This is a genomic window from Aeromonas sp. AE23HZ002T15 (assembly GCF_054165525.2).
Genome location: NZ_CM201342.1, coordinates 3,352,246 through 3,367,500, shown reverse-complemented (window position 1 = coordinate 3,367,500; position 15,255 = coordinate 3,352,246). Strand labels below are relative to the sequence as shown.

Here is a 15,255-nt window from a genome sequence, read left to right as displayed (position 1 = left end):
CAGAAAAGGGCCCGATGGGCCCTTTCAATCTGACCATCAGGGCAGATTAGATGGAGAAGCTGGAGCCACAGCCACAGGTCGTCGTGGCGTTGGGGTTGGTCACGATAAAGCGGGAACCCTCCAGACCTTCGGTGTAGTCCACGCTGCCGCCGACCAGATACTGCAGGCTCATGGGATCGATCACCATGGTCACGCCACTCTTCTCGACGACGGTGTCACCGTCGTTGATCTTCTCGTCAAAGGTGAAACCGTACTGGAAACCGGAGCAGCCCCCCCCGGTGATATAGACCCGCAGCTTGAGCTCGGGATTTTCTTCTTCGGTGATCAAGGTCTTTACCTTGTTTGCCGCCGAATCCGTCATCTGGATTGGCAACGGGGCTTCTGTTACTGCACTCATCACTGACCTCACAACCGTTAAATCCACTGAGGTGGAAACTGCGAAATTATCCAATACCCGACCATTCGGTTCAAGTATTCACCATGCATCTTACTGAACGACGGGTAAAGGGGCTGGTTGAGCCACCAGCGGCTTGAGCACGTCGCTCCATTCCGTCAGCAACTCCTGGGCCGGTTGGCGCCCCTCTTTGGCGATGGTCACCCGCACCCTGTCCGGGATGAAGCCTTCCGGTAGCTGCCAGTTTCCCTCCAATAGCTGGAAGTAGCGCAAGGCATAACGCCCCTCCCCCACCTTCATGCCGAGATCCCGGCTGCTCAAGGTCTTGGGCTTGTCAGCCAGGCTCCCTTCCACCCTGATCTGGACCTGGCCGCGGAACAGCTCCCGCTTCTTGGCGGGCTGGGTCAGGGCCAGTCGATAGTGATAGCGCCCCGGCACGCTGGTCTCCTGCAGGCTGAGGTTGTCGATGACCACCCCGACCTGATCGCCGGTGGGCCTCATGATCCGCTCGAAGAAGGCGAGCTGGCGTTTCTGCTCCTGCACCTGCGCCTCCTGATCCTTGAGGGTCTGCTGCAGCTGCTCGAAGGCCGCCTTCTGGGTCGCCAGCAGGGTATCCTTGATGCCCAGATCCGTCTTGAGCTGGCCAATCGCCTTGCTCTGCCGCTCCAGGGTCTCCTGCTGTACCGTCAGCAGACCGCTCTGGGCCAGCTCCTGCCGGTTTCCGATGACATAACCGATGAGTCCCCCCACCACCAAGACAACCAACACCTTCCAGATTTGGGACATAGGGCCTCTTCTATTACTGCGCCACACTGCGGCCTCTTCCCTTCACTATATGCGACATCATCCGATTGATGTGAACAAACAAGGAGTTAACCGGCAGTCACACTGCTCTCTCCCCGCTTTTGACGCGCGGCCAGCCGTAAAGTTCGCTCCAGGATCTGGGAATAGATGGGACGTCCCCCCAGCCACTGTGCCACCAGGGTCGCCCCTATGGTGGTGATCATCATGGGCAGGATCAGCTGATAGTTGTCCGTCATCTCGGTCACCAGCACTATACCTGTGATGGGGGCACGCACCGTGGCGGCAAACAGGGCCCCCATGCCGGCGATGGCGAAGGCGCCGGGCTCGATGCCGAGCTCCGGGAAGGCCGCGTGGAAGATATGGCCGAACACCACACCGAACAGGGTGCCGAGGGCCAGAGTCGGCGCAAAGACGCCGCCGGGGGCGCCTGAGCAGAAACAGATGAGCGTCGCGATGAGGCGCACCGAGAAGATGAGGAACAGGGTGGCCATCGCATATTCATCCCCCATCAGGTGCGGGATGAGCTCGGTGCCGCCACCGGTCACCGAGGGCACGAACAGCGACAGCACGCCGAAGGTGCCCGCCACCAGAGTGCCGATGGCGACGAAGCGATGGCGTTTGTTCTGATGCAGCGCCAGGTAGCCGTCCTGACAGGCGAGCACCAGCTTGTTGAACACAAAGCCCAGCACGCCGAAGCAGGCCCCCATGAAGAGGAAGAGCCAAAGTGCCTTCAGCTCGGGGGCATCGTAGTGGGGCAGGCTTATCACCGCAGCCTGTCCCTTCATGTTCTGCAGCATCAGGGTCGCCATGACGGCGGAGATCCCCACCGCCTTGATGGCGAGGAAGGAGTAACGGAACTGGGGCCGCATCTCCTCCATCACGAACAATATGCCCGCCAGCGGGGCATTGAAGGCGGCCGCCAGACCACCCGCCGCCCCCGCCGCCAGCAGGGCGTGGCCGTGCTCCCTGGGCAGGCGGAAGATGTCCGCCACCATCTTGCCGAGGTTGCCGCCGATCTGCACCGATGGGCCTTCCCGTCCCAGCACCATGCCGGAGCTCAGGGTGCAGATGCCGCCGAAGAACTTGACCGGCAACACCCGCCACCAGCGCACCGGCCTCAGCTCATCCATGGCTCCTTCAATTTCGGGGATGCCGGATCCCCCCGCCTCGGGGGCGAAGGTATGGGTGAGGAAGTAGCCGACCATCCCCAGCAGGGCGCTGAAACCAAATCCCAGGGCGACGAGCTGCCACCAGGGCCGGTCCGCCAGCAGGTTGACTCGCTGGGAGATCACCCAGTGCACGCCGGATTCGAACAATCCGCACACGAAACCAGCCAGGAGACCCACCAGGGCGGCCAGCAGCAGCACCAGCAGCGGCATCTTGTCCTGCAGGATGAGTCGCTGGAAGACGGGCCTGTGCCCGGGGAATGCATTTTCAGAAGAAGAGGGAGCTTGTTGCGCCATGAGAAACCATATTCATCCAGCAAGGTTTGAAAACACCCGGCCTCGGCTCGGCTGCCCAGCACAGGGGCTTTCTGCTATAGTCGGCCCGTTTCATGTGCCACGGGGCAGGCCAGAGGCCCGGGTAACGAGAGCGCAAAGCATACTCCACCACCCGCAGGCTGCCGAGCCGCATTCGGCCATCTTCCCCGATACGACCACCAAAATCCCATTAAGGATGATCCATGTCAAAATCAGATCAGCTGTTTGAACAGGCCCGCCAGACCATTCCGGGTGGCGTCAACTCCCCGGTCCGCGCCTTCAACGGGGTCGGTGGCACGCCCCGCTTCATCGATCACGCCGACGGGGCCTATCTCTATGATGTGGATGGTCAAGCCTATGTGGACTACATCGGCTCCTGGGGCCCCATGCTGCTGGGTCACAACCACCCGGCCATCAAGGCCGCCGTCATCCAGGCGGTGGAGAAGGGGCTGAGCTACGGCGCCCCCACCGAGATCGAGGTGCGCATGGCGGAGAAGGTGCGCCAGATAGTGCCTTCCATGGAGCAGGTGCGCATGGTGAACTCCGGTACCGAAGCCACCATGAGCGCCATACGCCTGGCCCGCGGCTACACCGGCCGTGACAAGATCGTCAAATTCGAGGGTTGCTACCACGGCCACGCCGACTCCCTGCTGGTGAAGGCCGGCTCTGGCGCCCTGACCCTGGGCCAGCCGAACAGCCCGGGCGTGCCGGCGGACTTTGCCAAGCACACTCTCACTTGTGTCTATAACGATCTGGATTCGGTGCGGGAAGCCTTCGCCCAGTACGGCGGCGAGATCGCCTGCATCATCGTCGAGCCGGTGGCTGGCAACATGAACTGCATCCCGCCGATCCCCGGCTTCCTGGAGGGGCTGCGCACCATCTGTGACGAGTCCGGCGCTTTGCTGATCCTGGACGAGGTCATGACCGGCTTTAGGGTCTCCCTCGGCGGTGCCCAGGGTCACTACAACATAGATCCGGATCTCACCACCCTCGGCAAGATCATCGGCGCCGGCATGCCGGTGGGCGCCTTCGGCGGCAAGAAGAAGGTGATGCAGCACATAGCTCCGACCGGTCCCGTCTACCAGGCGGGCACCCTGTCCGGCAACCCGGTGGCCATGGCCGCGGGTCTGGCCATGCTGAATCTGCTGCAAGAACCGGGTCTGTATGAGCAGCTGAGCGCCAAGACCGCCCGGGTGGCGGAAGGGCTGAAGGCGGCCGCCGCCAAACACGGCATCCCGCTGGCCGTCACTCAGGTCGGCGGCATGTTCGGCTTCTTCTTCACCGAAGAGCCCGAGATCACCCGCTACGAGCAGGTGACCCGCTGCGACATGGAACGTTTCAAGCGTTTCTACCATCTCATGCTGGAAGAGGGCGTCTACCTGGCCCCGAGCGCCTACGAGGCGGGCTTCCTCTCCCTGGCCCACGGCGACAAGGAGATTGCGCACACCCTGGCCGCCGCCGAGCGCAGCTTCGCCAAGCTGGCAGGCTGATCCCCGTCCATATAAAGAAGGGCCCTGCGGGGCCCTTTTTCATGCTGGTGCTGTATCTCTTCTCTGGGCACGCAGGATCCTGCCCCCGCGCCCCCTTCTGGTGCACTCCTCTCCCTTCCCTTCGGAATTTGCCGCCCCTTGGTGCAGTGAACACCACCACGACTGTCATAAAACGGGCCCACTATTTGCACCGGCTCAGACAGGAGCCCACTTGACCGAGGTGTGTATGGCAGAGATGAGCCCCATCGATGTGCTGCGGCGCTATCAGGAGTACGAAACCGAGCTGGCCCCCCTGTTGCTGGGGCTGCTCAGCCTCCCTCAGGATGCCCTCAAGGCCTACCCCTTCGTGCAGAGCGTGCAGAGCACGGACCTGCCCCAGGCAAGGCCCGCCATACTGGCGCCCGTGCCGGCCCCGCAGGGTCAACTCAGACTGCGGGTGCAGGGCCATGGCCGGGAGCTTGCCATCAACCTGCACCAGCTGATTGCCTGGCTGATGGGGGACAGGGAGCGGCGCCGCGCCATCCCCTGGTTCAGGGCCGTCTACGTGGTGCTGAGTCTGGCGCTGTTTCTCATCGTCGCCACCCTGATCTGGCACGGGCTGGAGCAACTCTACCTGCTGTTGTGCGGCACCCAGCAGAACCGGCTCGGCGCCTTCAGCGCCATCATCTTCCTGACCCTGGCGCTGGCGGTATTCGATCTCGGCAAGACCATATTGGAGGAAGAGGTGCTGCTGCATAAGGACATCTTCCGCCACAGCGCCATTCGCCGCACCATCACCCGCTTCATCGCCGCCATCCTGATCGCGGTCTCCATCGAGGGGTTGCTGTTGCTGTTCAAGGGCTCCCTGGGTCAGGTCGAGCTGCTCTGGCCGGCGGTGGGGGTCATGGCCTGCGCCGTGGGCTTGTTGCTGGCGCTCGGGCTCTATGTCTTCCTCGGCGCCAAGGCGGAGGCGGCCCTGGTTGCCTCCAGCCAGCGGCCCTTGACCAGTGGCGGCGAGCCGGGAATGGCCTCCCCGAGACGCCGAGGTGGCTTCAGACGGGCGAGATAATCTCCCGCCCGTCTGACTCTCTGTGAAGGGGAGACGGCTAGCGGGGAGCCTCACTCAGCTGAACTTGTGCTTGTACCGGGATGTCTGGCTGACGACGCCCCGCCCGCCAAGAGGCATACATGGTCCAGGAGGTGTAGATGACCACGAAGGCCACCAGCCATTTCAGTATCTCCATGTCCATGGATTGCACCGGAACGGAACATAACCGCCAGCGCCTAGCTGGCCACCTCGGTCAGCTGAGCCTGTGGCTGACGACGCCCCGCCCGCCAGGAGGCGTACATGGTCCAGGAGGTGTAGATCACCACGAAGGCCACCAGCCACTTCAGCATCTCCATGTCCATGGATTGCACCAGCATGGCCGCCAGCACCACGCCGATGGGGCCGAAGATGGCCACCGCCAGCACGGCCCTGGCGTCGAAGGCCCCACGACGGATGAAGGTACCCGCCGAGAAGACGCTGAGCACGGCGGTGGAACCCATCATGATGGGGAAGGCCGCCATGGGGTTCATCCCCAGCAGGTAAACGAGTGTCATGCAGGGGGCGAACAGGCCGATGCCGACGTTCATCAATACCCCGAAGATGAAGTTGCCGACCAGGGCTATCCCCAGCTTGTAACCGCTCAGCCCCATGGCCTCGCCGCCGAGGGGGAAGAGCCCCAACAGGCCGGCGAAGATGAGACCGGCCACCACCAGCAATGAGACCGCCATCACCAGCCGGATCGTCTGCCGATCAAACCCCGCGACCCGGCTCGCCCCCCAGGCGGCACCCGCCGCGGCCGCGGCCATCATGCTGATGAGGGTGAGGGGATCCACCTTGACAGCGCCGATGAAGATGAGGGACTGGGTCACGGTCGGCAGCACGCACTGGCCGTTGAGGGTCCCCGGCAGCAGGCGATCGTCGATGAGCTTGAACTGCTTGTAGCAGGCGGTCTTCACCGCGAAGCTGCCCACCCCCAGGGTGTCGAGGAAGTTGGCGACGAAGCCGATGCCCGCCACCGGCCAGAAGGGGGTGGACTCCAGCTCGCCATTGCGCCGCTTGTGCCACCAGGCGTGGATCAACATGAAGATAAAGACCAGGGCGCAGCCGATGAACAGCAGGCGCAGCAGATTGATTAGCATTGAGGTTCTCCAGCAAGGGCGGCGATTCTAAAGAAGGCCCGTGGAAAATGCTTGAGCGAACGCAGGCATTTCACAAAAATTCCGGCAAAGATGACCTCATGGTGAGCGTGCGAACTCGAACGACGCTGTTCATACTCTTTCATGAGGGCGCGAGCCCGGGGTCATCGGTCGCCATTATGGTCATTTCGCGACGACCACAGTCGCCGATGGTGCATAACCAAAAGAAGGCAGGTTTCCCTGCCTTCTTTTTTATTGCCGGCCATGGGGATGGCGTGCCGTCAGCCCAGCCAGCCGGGCAGTCTGGGGGCGATGCGTGCGATCAGCCGATCCGACAAGGGGGTGAGCAGCAGCAACGGCAGGCAGAGCAGGGCCAGGCAGAGGGCGCCCACATAGACGTCCGTGAGCCAGTGGGCACCGGCCAGGATGCGGGGGGCCGAAAACAGGGGCACCATCAGCACGGAGATCACGCCCGCCCAGCGCGGCAGATAGCGCAGGGCGAAACCGGCGAAGATCATCAGGAAGAGGGCGTGATCGCCGGGGAAGCTGTCGCTGGAGGAGTCCTTGGTCGGGATGGCGCTGATCTCAGTCACGCGCAGTGCCCCTTCCACCATCAGGGTGGGGCTGGGACGGCTGACCGGCAGCAGGTGACCGAACTGGTTGATGGCCAGGGCCCCCAGTAGCATGACGATCCCCATGGCCACCAGCCGACGGCGCTCCTGCCCCTCGGCACGGAAGAAGCAGATGGCCAGGATCAGCCCCATGCAGGCCAGGGCGGCCAGATCGAACTGACGGTTGTTGGTGATGGCCACGAGATCGGCCCAGCGTGGGGAGTCGGCGAGCCAGCCGTTGACCCGCAGGAAGGTGGCGAGGTCCCAGTGATCCCAGGGGCCGTGGCCCGGCAGGACGCCCCAACTGAGGGCAATCAGGCCCCCGACCAGATAGAAAGGTATGAACTTGCTCATGCCGAGCCTTCCTTCAAAAAAACCGCCATGTTAAAGCAGATTATTCGAGATCTGAATCACAAAAATGTAAAAGATAGTGTCAGGGAGAGACACCATCGAATCTTTCTCTGCCTCACCCCACCCTTAGGCTGCCGGGCAGGCGCAGGCCGACTTGGCGCGCCAACCGCTTGCGGCTAGTATGTGAGTCCCTTCATTCAGGATGATGATGATGCGCAGCTACCTTCGCATGATGTTGTTTGCACTGGGATTATTGGCGGGTGTGCAGATCCCCGGGCTGGTCGATCTCTACTTCCAGCGGCTGGATGCCCGGCTGCAACAGGCTAGCCTCAGCCTGTCCCCCTTCCAGGGCACGGCGGATCAGCACTTCGGCGGGGATCTCGATGCCCTGATCGCCCACTATGGCGCCAGCCAGGATCCCGTCTTCACCCGGGATGCCGACAGCCTGAAGCTGCTGGTTGATCAGCAGCGCCACCTGCAGCAAGAGCTCGCCGTCCAGCGCCAGCCCTGGTTGCAGCAGCTCTCCCACCTGCTGATGCAGCCGGATCCCCAGCTCTGGCAGGATACCCTGCACAACTACAGCTATGTGGTGCCCCTCAAGCAGGCCGCCATCGGCTGTGGCCTCGGCGTCGGCCTGCTCGCCGCCCTGATCGGGGATCTGCTGCTGGGATTGGTGTTGCTGCCGTTTCGCTCGCGTCAGCCGGCCCCCCGCTACCGCTGACTTCCTCGGCTCCTGGCCTACTCGAAGGGTTCGAGATAGGCCTGGATCGCCTTCTTCAGCCAGGCAAGCACCTTGCCGTGGTGAGCGTTTTCCGACAGATAGACCCCGTAGTCCCGCCACTGCAGGCTGAACTTGTGCTTCAGGGTCAGCAGCTCTCCCTGCCGCAGCTGGCTCTGGATCAGCGGCGAGGGGAGCACGGCCCACCCCAGCCCATCCAGCACGGCGTCCCGCATCAGCTCGAAACTCGACAGGCCGATGTGCTGGCCGCCGATGGGCAGCAGGCTCTTGACCGAGAACTCGTCGACATAGGAGAGGGTGACCTGGGTGTGGCCGCTCAGATCCTGCTGCAGCACCCGTTTCAGGCCGGCCAGGGGGTGGCTCGGCGCCACCACCATCAGGGTGCGGATGGGGTTCAGCACATCTATGCACAGGCCGCTGCGCTCCTGCTCCTCGGTGATGAGGCCGAAGGCCGCGTCCACGAACCCCTCCTCCACCAGGGCAGGCAGCTCGGGGGGCGATGCCAGCACCAGGGAGATGCTGGTGCCGGGGAACTGGCGACGCAGGGTCCCCAGCAGGTCGCGCCAGACAGATTCGGGGATGGCGTCATCCCGCGCCACCCGCAGCGCCACCTCGGCGCCGGAGGCGTGATGCTCGCACTTGAGCTGCAGGCTGTTGGCCGCCTGCAGCAGCCGTTTGCAGTCATCCAGCACCAGCTCCCCGATCTCCGTCAGCCGGCTCCGATTCGCACCACGTTCAAAAAGGTCGACGCCAAGCTCCAACTCCAGTGCCGCGATCGCCGTGCTGACCGCACTGCGACTCTTGCCAAGACGGCGGGCCGCATTGGCAATGGAGCCGCTTTCCGCAGATTCCACAAAGAGTTCTATCTGATTGAGCTTCATAAAGGCGCTGGCATGCAGAGGATCCGAGCTTTACCTTAGCCCGCCCCCATCGCACAAGGCAAACCCTTGGCGTCTGATTAATCGACGCTGAGCGATTCCCGACAAGGCCGGGGCCCCGGCTATCCTTGCCGGGTCGAAGCCACAAAGGACGTTTTATGTTAATCAGTCGCATGTTATTGGCCCGGATGTTTTTGACAGGCGCCATCCTGACCGAGGTCGCCGGCACCTCCTCCATGACCCTCATCGCGGACAATGGCGCGGGCTGGCTCAACTACCTGCCCATGTGGGTGCTCATCGCCCTCTCCTACCTGATGTTGGCCAAAGCCGCCAAAACAATCTCCATTGGTATCGCGTTCGCCCTCTGGGAAGGCCTGGGGATCGCCTTGATCACCCTGGTCTCGGTGCTGTTCCTGGATTACAGCATCAGCACCCAGGAGCTGTTCGGGCTGGCGCTGGCCATAGTGGGGATTGTTATGGTGACCCTGGGTGAGACCCATGATGAGCCGACCCCCGCCTCCCGTCCGATGAAGGAGGCCGTATGCACCCGTTGATCATCGTGCTGGGCGCGGCGCTGCTGGACATAGGCGCCAACATGGCCATCAACCGCTCCGTGGGGTTTCGCTACAAGGGCTGGGGCTTCCTCGGCATCCTGCTGGTACTCTGCGCCTTCACCCTGCTGTCGGAGGCGGTGAACACGGGCAAGATAGATCTCGCCATCGCCTACGCCACCTGGGGGGCCATCGGCATACTCGGCACCGCACTCGGCGGCTTGCTGTTGTTCGGCGAGCGCCTCAAGCCCATCGGCTGGGTCGGGATCCTGGTGATGGCGGTGGCGGTGGCCCTGCTGACCACCGCATGATCCACGCTAAAACCTCATGAAAAAAGCCGCCCGGTTTGCCGGGCGGCTTTTTAACAGTCAAAACGATCAGTCAGATTGCAGCAGGCAGCCTAACTCTCCGCCTCATACAGCTCCAGCGGCAGGCCGTCGGGGTCTGCGAAGAAGGTGAAGCGCCGACCGGTCAGCTCGTCCACCCTTATCTCCTCCACCTCTATCCCATGCCGTTGCAGATGGGCGATGACCCTGTCCAGATCCTCGACCCTGAACGCTAGGTGGCGCAGGCCGCAGGCCTCCGGCCTCGAGGGACGCGGTGGCGGCGCGGGGAAGCTGAACAGCTCGAGCTGACTGCCGTCAGGCAGCGCAAGATCCAGCTTCCAGGATTGGCGGGCCTCGCGCAGGGTCTCAGCGATGATGGGCAGCCCCAGCACCTCGTGATAGAAGTGGCGGGAGCGCGCATAGTCGCTGGCGATGATGGCCACATGGTGGATGCCGCCGAGCAGGGGTACTGTCATATCCACTCCATGAGCACGGGCGGCCAGACCGCCCGCTCTCGGTTGCAAAGAGGGTCAGTTGAAGAAGCCGTTGAACCAGTTGTCCAGGGCGTTGACCGGGTTCGGGTTCGCCACCGGGGCGGCGCAGCTCATGGGCTCTCCCAGTCCCGCCAGCTTGGCCGGCACCTGCAGGCTGCCGGGGCAGTCCGTGGTGACCCGGGCGCCGCTGGTGCGGGAGAAGCTGGCCCAGCTCACCCCTTCCGGCATGTTCAGGCTCAGGCTGTTGACCCCGCGCTGGCTCATGTAGCCGCTGAACAGCTGCAGGGCACCGCTGGCGCCGGTCAGCCCGGCCGGGGTGTTGTCGTCACGACCGACCCAGATGCTCACCAACTCGTTGTTGTCCAGCCCGGTGAACCAGGAGTCGCGCAGCTCGTTGGTGGTCCCCGTCTTGGCGGCCATGGTCGCGCCGGGGAACTTGGCCCCGAGCGCACGGGCCGTGCCCTGGCTCACCGTCTTGGTCATGGCGAACAGGGTCAGCCAGCTCGCCTGGGGATCCGTGACCCGCTTGGCCGCCTCGTCATGCTGGTAGAGCTGGCTGCCATCGCCGTTTACCACGGCGCGAATGGCCGACAGCGGCTGGGTCAGCCCCTGGTTGGCGATGGGCAGGTACATCTGGTTCACCTCCATCGGCGACAGTGCCACGGCCCCCAGCACCAGGGACGGATAGGGCTGGATCTCCTGGCTGACCCCGAGCTTGTGCAGGGTATCCACCACCTTGTCGAGCCCCACCTGCATGCCCAGGTTGACGGTCGGCACGTTCAGGGAGCTCGCCAGCGCCTCCATCATGGGCACGCTCTGACGGAACTTGCGATCGTAGTTCTGGGGCGTCCAGATCTGGCCATCCTGGCCGCGGATGCGGATCGGCTGATCCTTGAGCGGTGTGCCCAGGGTCAGGCCATTGGAGAGGCCGGTCAGGTAGACGGCGGGTTTCACCAAGGAGCCTATCTGGCGACGGGCATCCAGGGCACGGTTGAAGCCGGCGTAGCGCGGATCCCGGCCCCCCACCATGGCGACCACTTCCCCCTTGTGCCAGTCGGAGACCACCATGGCCGCCTCCAGCTTCTTCTTGCCCCGTTGCTTCTCGATGGTGGCCAGACCCGACTCCACCGCCTGCTCGGCGGCGTGCTGGGCGATGGGATCCAGGCTGGTGAAGATCTTGAGGCCGGACTGCTTGAGCAGATCCGGGCCGAAGCGACTCTGGATCTCCCGCTTGAGCAGGCCCATGAAGGCCGGGGTACGGCCGTAGCTCATCTGGCCGCGGGTGATGATGCCGAGCGGCTGCTTGCTGGCCAGCTCATATTCAGCCTGGGTCAGACTGCCGTGATCCATCAGGAGTTTCAGCACCAGATCCCGCCGCGCCTTGGCCCGCTCCGGGAAGCGCCAGGGATCGTAATAGGAGGGGCCCTTCACCATGCCCACCAGCAGGGCCACCTGATCGATGTCCAGCTCGTTGACCGGGATGCCGAAGTAGAAGTAGGAGGCGAGCCCGAAGCCGTAGACCCCCTGGGAGAAGTTCTGCCCCAGGTAGACCTCGTTGAGGTAGGCCTCCAGGATCTCGTCCTTGCTGTAGCGGTAGTCGATCAGCACCGCCATATAGGCTTCCTGTACCTTGCGCCACAGGCTGCGTTCCCGGGTCAGGAAGAAGTTCTTGGCGAGCTGCTGGGTGAGGGTACTGCCCCCCTGCACGGTGCGCCCCGCCAGCACGTTGGCCGCCATGGCGCGCATGATGGCCACGGGGGAGACACCGCCGTGCTGGTAGAAATCTCTGTCCTCGGTCGTCAACAGGGTGACCAGCAGGCTGTCCGGCACCTCAGCGATGCGCACCAGCAGGCGATCCTCCCGATCCTCGGTGTTGAGTCTGTCCAGCAGCACGGGGTCCATCTGGGCGTAGCCGAGCTGGCGCTGGTTCTCGAGAGACTGGATCCCGTCCAGCCGCGCGCCGTTGAAGGTGAGGCGCAGGCCGCGGGCGGCGTCGGCGCCGTCGTGGAAGGCGAACGGGCGGCGGATCAGATCGATCTTGTTGCCGTTGACCGCATACTCACCCGGGGTGTGAGGCTGGCGCACCTGCTTGTAGCTCAACATGTTGAGCTCGCGCAGCATCTGGGTCTGGGAGAGTCGCTGGCTGGGGTAGAGCTCCAGCGGGCGGCTGTAGACCATCACCGGCAGTTGCCATTTCTCACCGTCGAAGCGCTCGCGCACCTTGGTATCGAGATAGATACCGAACACCACCATGAAGGCGCCCACCACCAGTGAAAGTTTGAAGCCAAGCCAGAACAGCCTGCGCCAGATGGTGTTGTTGGGCGCCGCCTTCTTGGGCGCGCGCTTGCGTTTTTGGGTTGCCATAAATCCTCTTTGCTTTCCTTCCTGCTTATGTGGTCGCCTTCGCGAACGTCCGATTGCGTCTGGTCAATCGGCTCTACAATCCCATCTTCTTCTTGGTCACTCGGGTCGGCATCGCCTCGAGGGGGTTGTCCGGCCAGTAGTGACGGGGGTAACGCCCCTTCATCTCTTTCTTCACCTGCTCGTAGGAGCCCACCCAGAAGGCGGCGAGATCCGCGGTGATCTGCAGCGGCCGCTGGGCCGGGGAGAGCAGCTCCACCACCAGGGCCACCCGGCCATCGGCCACGCAGGGGGTGCTGGCCTGGCCGAACATCTCCTGGATGCGCACCGGGATCACGGGCGCCTGTCCCGGCTGATAGCGGATGCGCACCCGACTGCCGGTGGGGGCGGTGAAGTGGCTCGGCAACGCCTCGTCCAGCCGCCTGGGCAGGGGCCAGGGCAGGGACTGGCGCAGCAGATCCACCAGGTCGAGCCGCCTGAGCTGCTCCAGCCTCGTCATGCCGCTCACCGCCGGCAGCAGCCACTCTTCCAGGCGGGCCAGCAGGCTCTCCTCGTCCGTCGCGGGCCAGCCCTCGTCCGGCAGCCAGTCGGCAGCGCAGCGCAGCCGGGCCAGCAGCCCCTCGCTCGCCTCATCCCAGGGCAGCACGTGCAACCCCTTGCGCCGGATCCCCTGCAGCAGGCAGCGCCCCTTCTGTTCGTCCGACAGCTCGGTCAGGGGTCGCTGACTCAGCACCAGTTCGCCGACCACCTGCTGGCGTTCGGCCCGCACCCGCTCCTCCCGTTCGTCCCAGTCGAACCACTGGCGCTCCCTCACCAGCTCCGGTAGCTGGCGTACCAACTCGTCCAGCTCCACGGGTTCTGCGATGAAGATGCGACTGCCGCGCTCGTTCTGACCCATCTCGATGGCCACCAGGGCGACTTGTCCCTGACAGGGATGACCTTCTACCAGATCGCAGCTCACCCCACCACTGAGTTGATAGCGGCTGCCGCTGCGCAGCTTGCCGATCCTGTCCGGCCAGGCGAGGGCGCACAGCAGCCCGAGCCACTCTCCTCTCGCCGTGGCAGGGCGCACGCCGAGGCGCTCGAACCAGCGGGCCGCCCCCTGGCGCAAGGCCCCTTGCCGGCGATGGAACAGCACAGACAGGCGTTCGGATCCTCGCAGATCCTCTTCCAGCAACGCCACCAGGAAAGCGGCATCGGCGACAATCCCTGTCAGACCCTCGGCCTCCAGCTCGCGAGCCCGCAGCAACATACGCGCCAGGCGGGGATGGGTGCCGATCGCCGCCATGGTCCGGCCGGCCGGGGTCAGCAGTTGATCCCCGTCCGGCCTCATCGCCCCCAGGGCCACCAGCAGCCGATGGGCGCTGGCCACCGCCGCCGCGGGGGGCCTGTCCAGCAGCGGCAGGCTCTCCACCCTGGCGCCCCACTGGGCTGCGTCCAGCAGCAGGCCGGTGAGCTCCTGGGTCAGGATGTCCGGTGGGCTCTGCTCGGCGAGGCGCTCCTGCCCCTCCGCGCTCCAGAGCCGATAGCAGACCCCAGGGCCGAGGCGACCGGCGCGGCCCGCCCGCTGGGTGGCGGAGGCCCTGGCGATCTGCCGGGTCTCCAGCCGGGTGACGCCGCTCTTCAGATCGAAGCTGGCGCGCCGCTCCAGCCCGCTGTCGATGACCATCGACACCCCCTCGATGGTGAGGGAGGTCTCCGCCACATTGGTGGTGAGCACCAGCTTGCGGCGACCCGCCGGCGCCGGCTCGATGGCGGCCTGCTGGGCAGCCATGTCGAGGCGACCGTAGAGGGGGGCGAGGCGCACATCGTCCGGCAGCCTGCCGTCGAGCCATTGCGCCAGCCGCTCTATCTCCCCCTGCCCCGGCAGGAACACCAGGGCGCTGCCGGGGTGCGTAACCAGCGCCTCCAGCACCACGGCGCCCACTTGCGGCTCCAGCCACTGCTGGCGATTTGCCGGGCGATAGTGGTAGTCGATAGGGAAGCCGCGCCCCTCGGAGCGAATGACGGGGGCATCCGGCAACAAGGCCTCCAGCGCCATGCCCTCCAGGGTGGCGGACATGATGAGCAGCTTGAGATCCTCTCGCAGCCCCTGCTGGCTCTCGATGGCGAAGGCGAGCGCCGTGTCCGCGTGCAGGCTGCGCTCGTGAAACTCGTCGAAGATGACCAGCGACACCCCGGCGAGCTCCGGATCCTGCTGCAGCATCCGGGTCAGCACCCCTTCCGTCACTATCTCGAGCCGGGTCGCGGCGCTGGTGCGGCTCTCCCCGCGCACCCGCAGGCCGATGCGCTCCCCCACCTTCTCCCCCAGCTGGCGAGCCAGGAAGGCGGCGATATTGCGCGCCGCCAGCCGGCGGGGTTCCAGCATGATGATGCGACCGGGCAGCCGGTGCTGGCGTACCAGCTCCAGTGGCAGCAGGGTCGACTTGCCCGCGCCAGGAGGGGCCTGCAGGATCACGCTGGCATGGGTGTCGATGGCATCAAACAGCTCGGGGAGCACCGAAACGATGGGGAGTTGGGACAAAACGGCAAGCACCTTCTGTGGCGACCTTGAAAACGGGCTCCATTCTGCCATAGCCAGGGGGCGGCTGTAAGCGCAGACGCCACAGAGG

Annotated in this window: 15 protein-coding genes; 5 read left to right on the top strand and 10 right to left on the bottom strand. The window is 64.6% G+C overall.

What is annotated here, in order from left to right:
- Positions 1-46 precede the first annotated feature (46 nt).
- The 3 genes from erpA to clcA all read right to left on the bottom strand — a co-directional run bounded on the left by erpA (position 47) and on the right by clcA (position 2,661).
- Positions 47-397: an iron-sulfur cluster insertion protein ErpA gene (erpA, locus tag ACT5M9_RS15810; protein ID WP_157812753.1), complete on the bottom strand. Its 351-nt coding sequence runs from the start codon at positions 395-397 to the stop codon at positions 47-49.
- A 90-nt stretch (positions 398-487) separates the two neighbouring features.
- Entirely contained in the window at positions 488-1,180 is a 693-nt protein-coding gene (locus tag ACT5M9_RS15805) for a DUF6776 family protein (RefSeq protein WP_457982430.1), read from the bottom strand.
- Positions 1,181-1,266: 86 nt separating this feature from the next.
- On the bottom strand, positions 1,267-2,661 hold the full coding sequence (gene clcA, locus ACT5M9_RS15800; RefSeq protein WP_457982429.1) for a H(+)/Cl(-) exchange transporter ClcA: 1,395 nt from the start codon (positions 2,659-2,661) through the stop codon (positions 1,267-1,269).
- A 221-nt stretch (positions 2,662-2,882) separates the two neighbouring features.
- Between clcA and hemL the strand changes: the two genes are divergently transcribed.
- Together hemL and ACT5M9_RS15790 are read left to right on the top strand one after the other, a co-directional pair.
- Positions 2,883-4,169 (top strand): glutamate-1-semialdehyde 2,1-aminomutase, encoded by a 1,287-nt coding sequence (gene hemL / locus ACT5M9_RS15795; RefSeq protein WP_457982428.1) that lies wholly within the window; start codon positions 2,883-2,885, stop codon positions 4,167-4,169.
- Between the two features lie 226 nt (positions 4,170-4,395).
- Positions 4,396-5,217, top strand: a complete 822-nt coding sequence (locus tag ACT5M9_RS15790; protein WP_457982427.1) for a hypothetical protein — start codon at positions 4,396-4,398, stop codon at positions 5,215-5,217.
- Positions 5,218-5,254: 37 nt separating this feature from the next.
- Here ACT5M9_RS15790 and ACT5M9_RS15785 read toward each other — a convergent pair whose 3' ends face one another.
- From ACT5M9_RS15785 to ACT5M9_RS15775, 3 genes are all read right to left on the bottom strand, one after another.
- Positions 5,255-5,398, bottom strand: coding sequence for a hypothetical protein (locus ACT5M9_RS15785; protein WP_457982449.1), 144 nt, complete (start codon positions 5,396-5,398; stop codon positions 5,255-5,257).
- Between the two features lie 34 nt (positions 5,399-5,432).
- Entirely contained in the window at positions 5,433-6,335 is a 903-nt protein-coding gene (locus tag ACT5M9_RS15780) for a TSUP family transporter (RefSeq protein WP_457982426.1), read from the bottom strand.
- 278 nt (positions 6,336-6,613) lie between these two features.
- Positions 6,614-7,297, bottom strand: coding sequence for a phosphatase PAP2 family protein (locus tag ACT5M9_RS15775; RefSeq protein ID WP_457982424.1), 684 nt, complete (start codon positions 7,295-7,297; stop codon positions 6,614-6,616).
- Positions 7,298-7,505: 208 nt separating this feature from the next.
- Here ACT5M9_RS15775 and ACT5M9_RS15770 point away from each other — a divergent pair, with 208 nt between their 5' ends.
- Complete coding sequence (locus tag ACT5M9_RS15770) at positions 7,506-8,015, top strand: DUF2937 family protein (protein WP_457982422.1); 510 nt, start codon at positions 7,506-7,508, stop codon at positions 8,013-8,015.
- 17 nt (positions 8,016-8,032) lie between these two features.
- On the opposite strand, the gene ACT5M9_RS15765 is transcribed toward ACT5M9_RS15770, so the two are convergent.
- Positions 8,033-8,914: a LysR family transcriptional regulator gene (locus ACT5M9_RS15765; protein ID WP_457982421.1), complete on the bottom strand. Its 882-nt coding sequence runs from the start codon at positions 8,912-8,914 to the stop codon at positions 8,033-8,035.
- Positions 8,915-9,069: 155 nt separating this feature from the next.
- On the opposite strand from ACT5M9_RS15765, the gene ACT5M9_RS15760 reads away from it, so the two are divergent.
- On the top strand, positions 9,070-9,465 hold the full coding sequence (locus ACT5M9_RS15760; protein ID WP_457982420.1) for an SMR family transporter: 396 nt from the start codon (positions 9,070-9,072) through the stop codon (positions 9,463-9,465).
- Positions 9,453-9,773, top strand: a complete 321-nt coding sequence (locus tag ACT5M9_RS15755; RefSeq protein WP_457982419.1) for an SMR family transporter — start codon at positions 9,453-9,455, stop codon at positions 9,771-9,773. Before ACT5M9_RS15760 ends, ACT5M9_RS15755 begins: the two co-directional genes overlap by 13 nt.
- 89 nt (positions 9,774-9,862) lie before the next feature.
- On the opposite strand, the gene gloA2 is transcribed toward ACT5M9_RS15755, so the two are convergent.
- The 3 genes from gloA2 to hrpB form a co-directional block, all read right to left on the bottom strand.
- Positions 9,863-10,264, bottom strand: a complete 402-nt coding sequence (gene gloA2, locus ACT5M9_RS15750; RefSeq protein WP_457982417.1) for an SMU1112c/YaeR family gloxylase I-like metalloprotein — start codon at positions 10,262-10,264, stop codon at positions 9,863-9,865.
- A 54-nt stretch (positions 10,265-10,318) separates the two neighbouring features.
- On the bottom strand, positions 10,319-12,646 hold the full coding sequence (mrcB, locus tag ACT5M9_RS15745) for a penicillin-binding protein 1B (RefSeq protein WP_438550785.1): 2,328 nt from the start codon (positions 12,644-12,646) through the stop codon (positions 10,319-10,321).
- Positions 12,647-12,719: 73 nt separating this feature from the next.
- A complete protein-coding gene (gene hrpB, locus ACT5M9_RS15740) occupies positions 12,720-15,167 on the bottom strand; it encodes an ATP-dependent helicase HrpB (protein ID WP_457982416.1) in 2,448 nt (815 codons plus the stop codon).
- Positions 15,168-15,255: the final 88 nt, after the last annotated feature.

What these genes read in the sequence shown, in the direction of transcription:
- ACT5M9_RS15805 (WP_457982430.1), bottom strand. Translation starts at nt 1,180, where the DNA reads ATGTCCCAAATCTGGAAGGTGTTGGTTGTCTTGGTGGTGGGGGGACTC.
- erpA (WP_157812753.1), bottom strand. Translation starts at nt 397, where the DNA reads ATGAGTGCAGTAACAGAAGCCCCGTTGCCAATCCAGATGACGGATTCG.
- gloA2 (WP_457982417.1), bottom strand. Translation starts at nt 10,264, where the DNA reads ATGACAGTACCCCTGCTCGGCGGCATCCACCATGTGGCCATCATCGCC.
- ACT5M9_RS15780 (WP_457982426.1), bottom strand. Translation starts at nt 6,335, where the DNA reads ATGCTAATCAATCTGCTGCGCCTGCTGTTCATCGGCTGCGCCCTGGTC.
- ACT5M9_RS15785 (WP_457982449.1), bottom strand. Translation starts at nt 5,398, where the DNA reads ATGGACATGGAGATACTGAAATGGCTGGTGGCCTTCGTGGTCATCTAC.
- ACT5M9_RS15790 (WP_457982427.1), top strand. Translation starts at nt 4,396, where the DNA reads ATGGCAGAGATGAGCCCCATCGATGTGCTGCGGCGCTATCAGGAGTAC.
- ACT5M9_RS15760 (WP_457982420.1), top strand. Translation starts at nt 9,070, where the DNA reads ATGTTAATCAGTCGCATGTTATTGGCCCGGATGTTTTTGACAGGCGCC.
- ACT5M9_RS15775 (WP_457982424.1), bottom strand. Translation starts at nt 7,297, where the DNA reads ATGAGCAAGTTCATACCTTTCTATCTGGTCGGGGGCCTGATTGCCCTC.
- ACT5M9_RS15765 (WP_457982421.1), bottom strand. Translation starts at nt 8,914, where the DNA reads ATGAAGCTCAATCAGATAGAACTCTTTGTGGAATCTGCGGAAAGCGGC.
- ACT5M9_RS15770 (WP_457982422.1), top strand. Translation starts at nt 7,506, where the DNA reads ATGCGCAGCTACCTTCGCATGATGTTGTTTGCACTGGGATTATTGGCG.
- mrcB (WP_438550785.1), bottom strand. Translation starts at nt 12,646, where the DNA reads ATGGCAACCCAAAAACGCAAGCGCGCGCCCAAGAAGGCGGCGCCCAAC.
- clcA (WP_457982429.1), bottom strand. Translation starts at nt 2,661, where the DNA reads ATGGCGCAACAAGCTCCCTCTTCTTCTGAAAATGCATTCCCCGGGCAC.
- hemL (WP_457982428.1), top strand. Translation starts at nt 2,883, where the DNA reads ATGTCAAAATCAGATCAGCTGTTTGAACAGGCCCGCCAGACCATTCCG.
- ACT5M9_RS15755 (WP_457982419.1), top strand. Translation starts at nt 9,453, where the DNA reads ATGCACCCGTTGATCATCGTGCTGGGCGCGGCGCTGCTGGACATAGGC.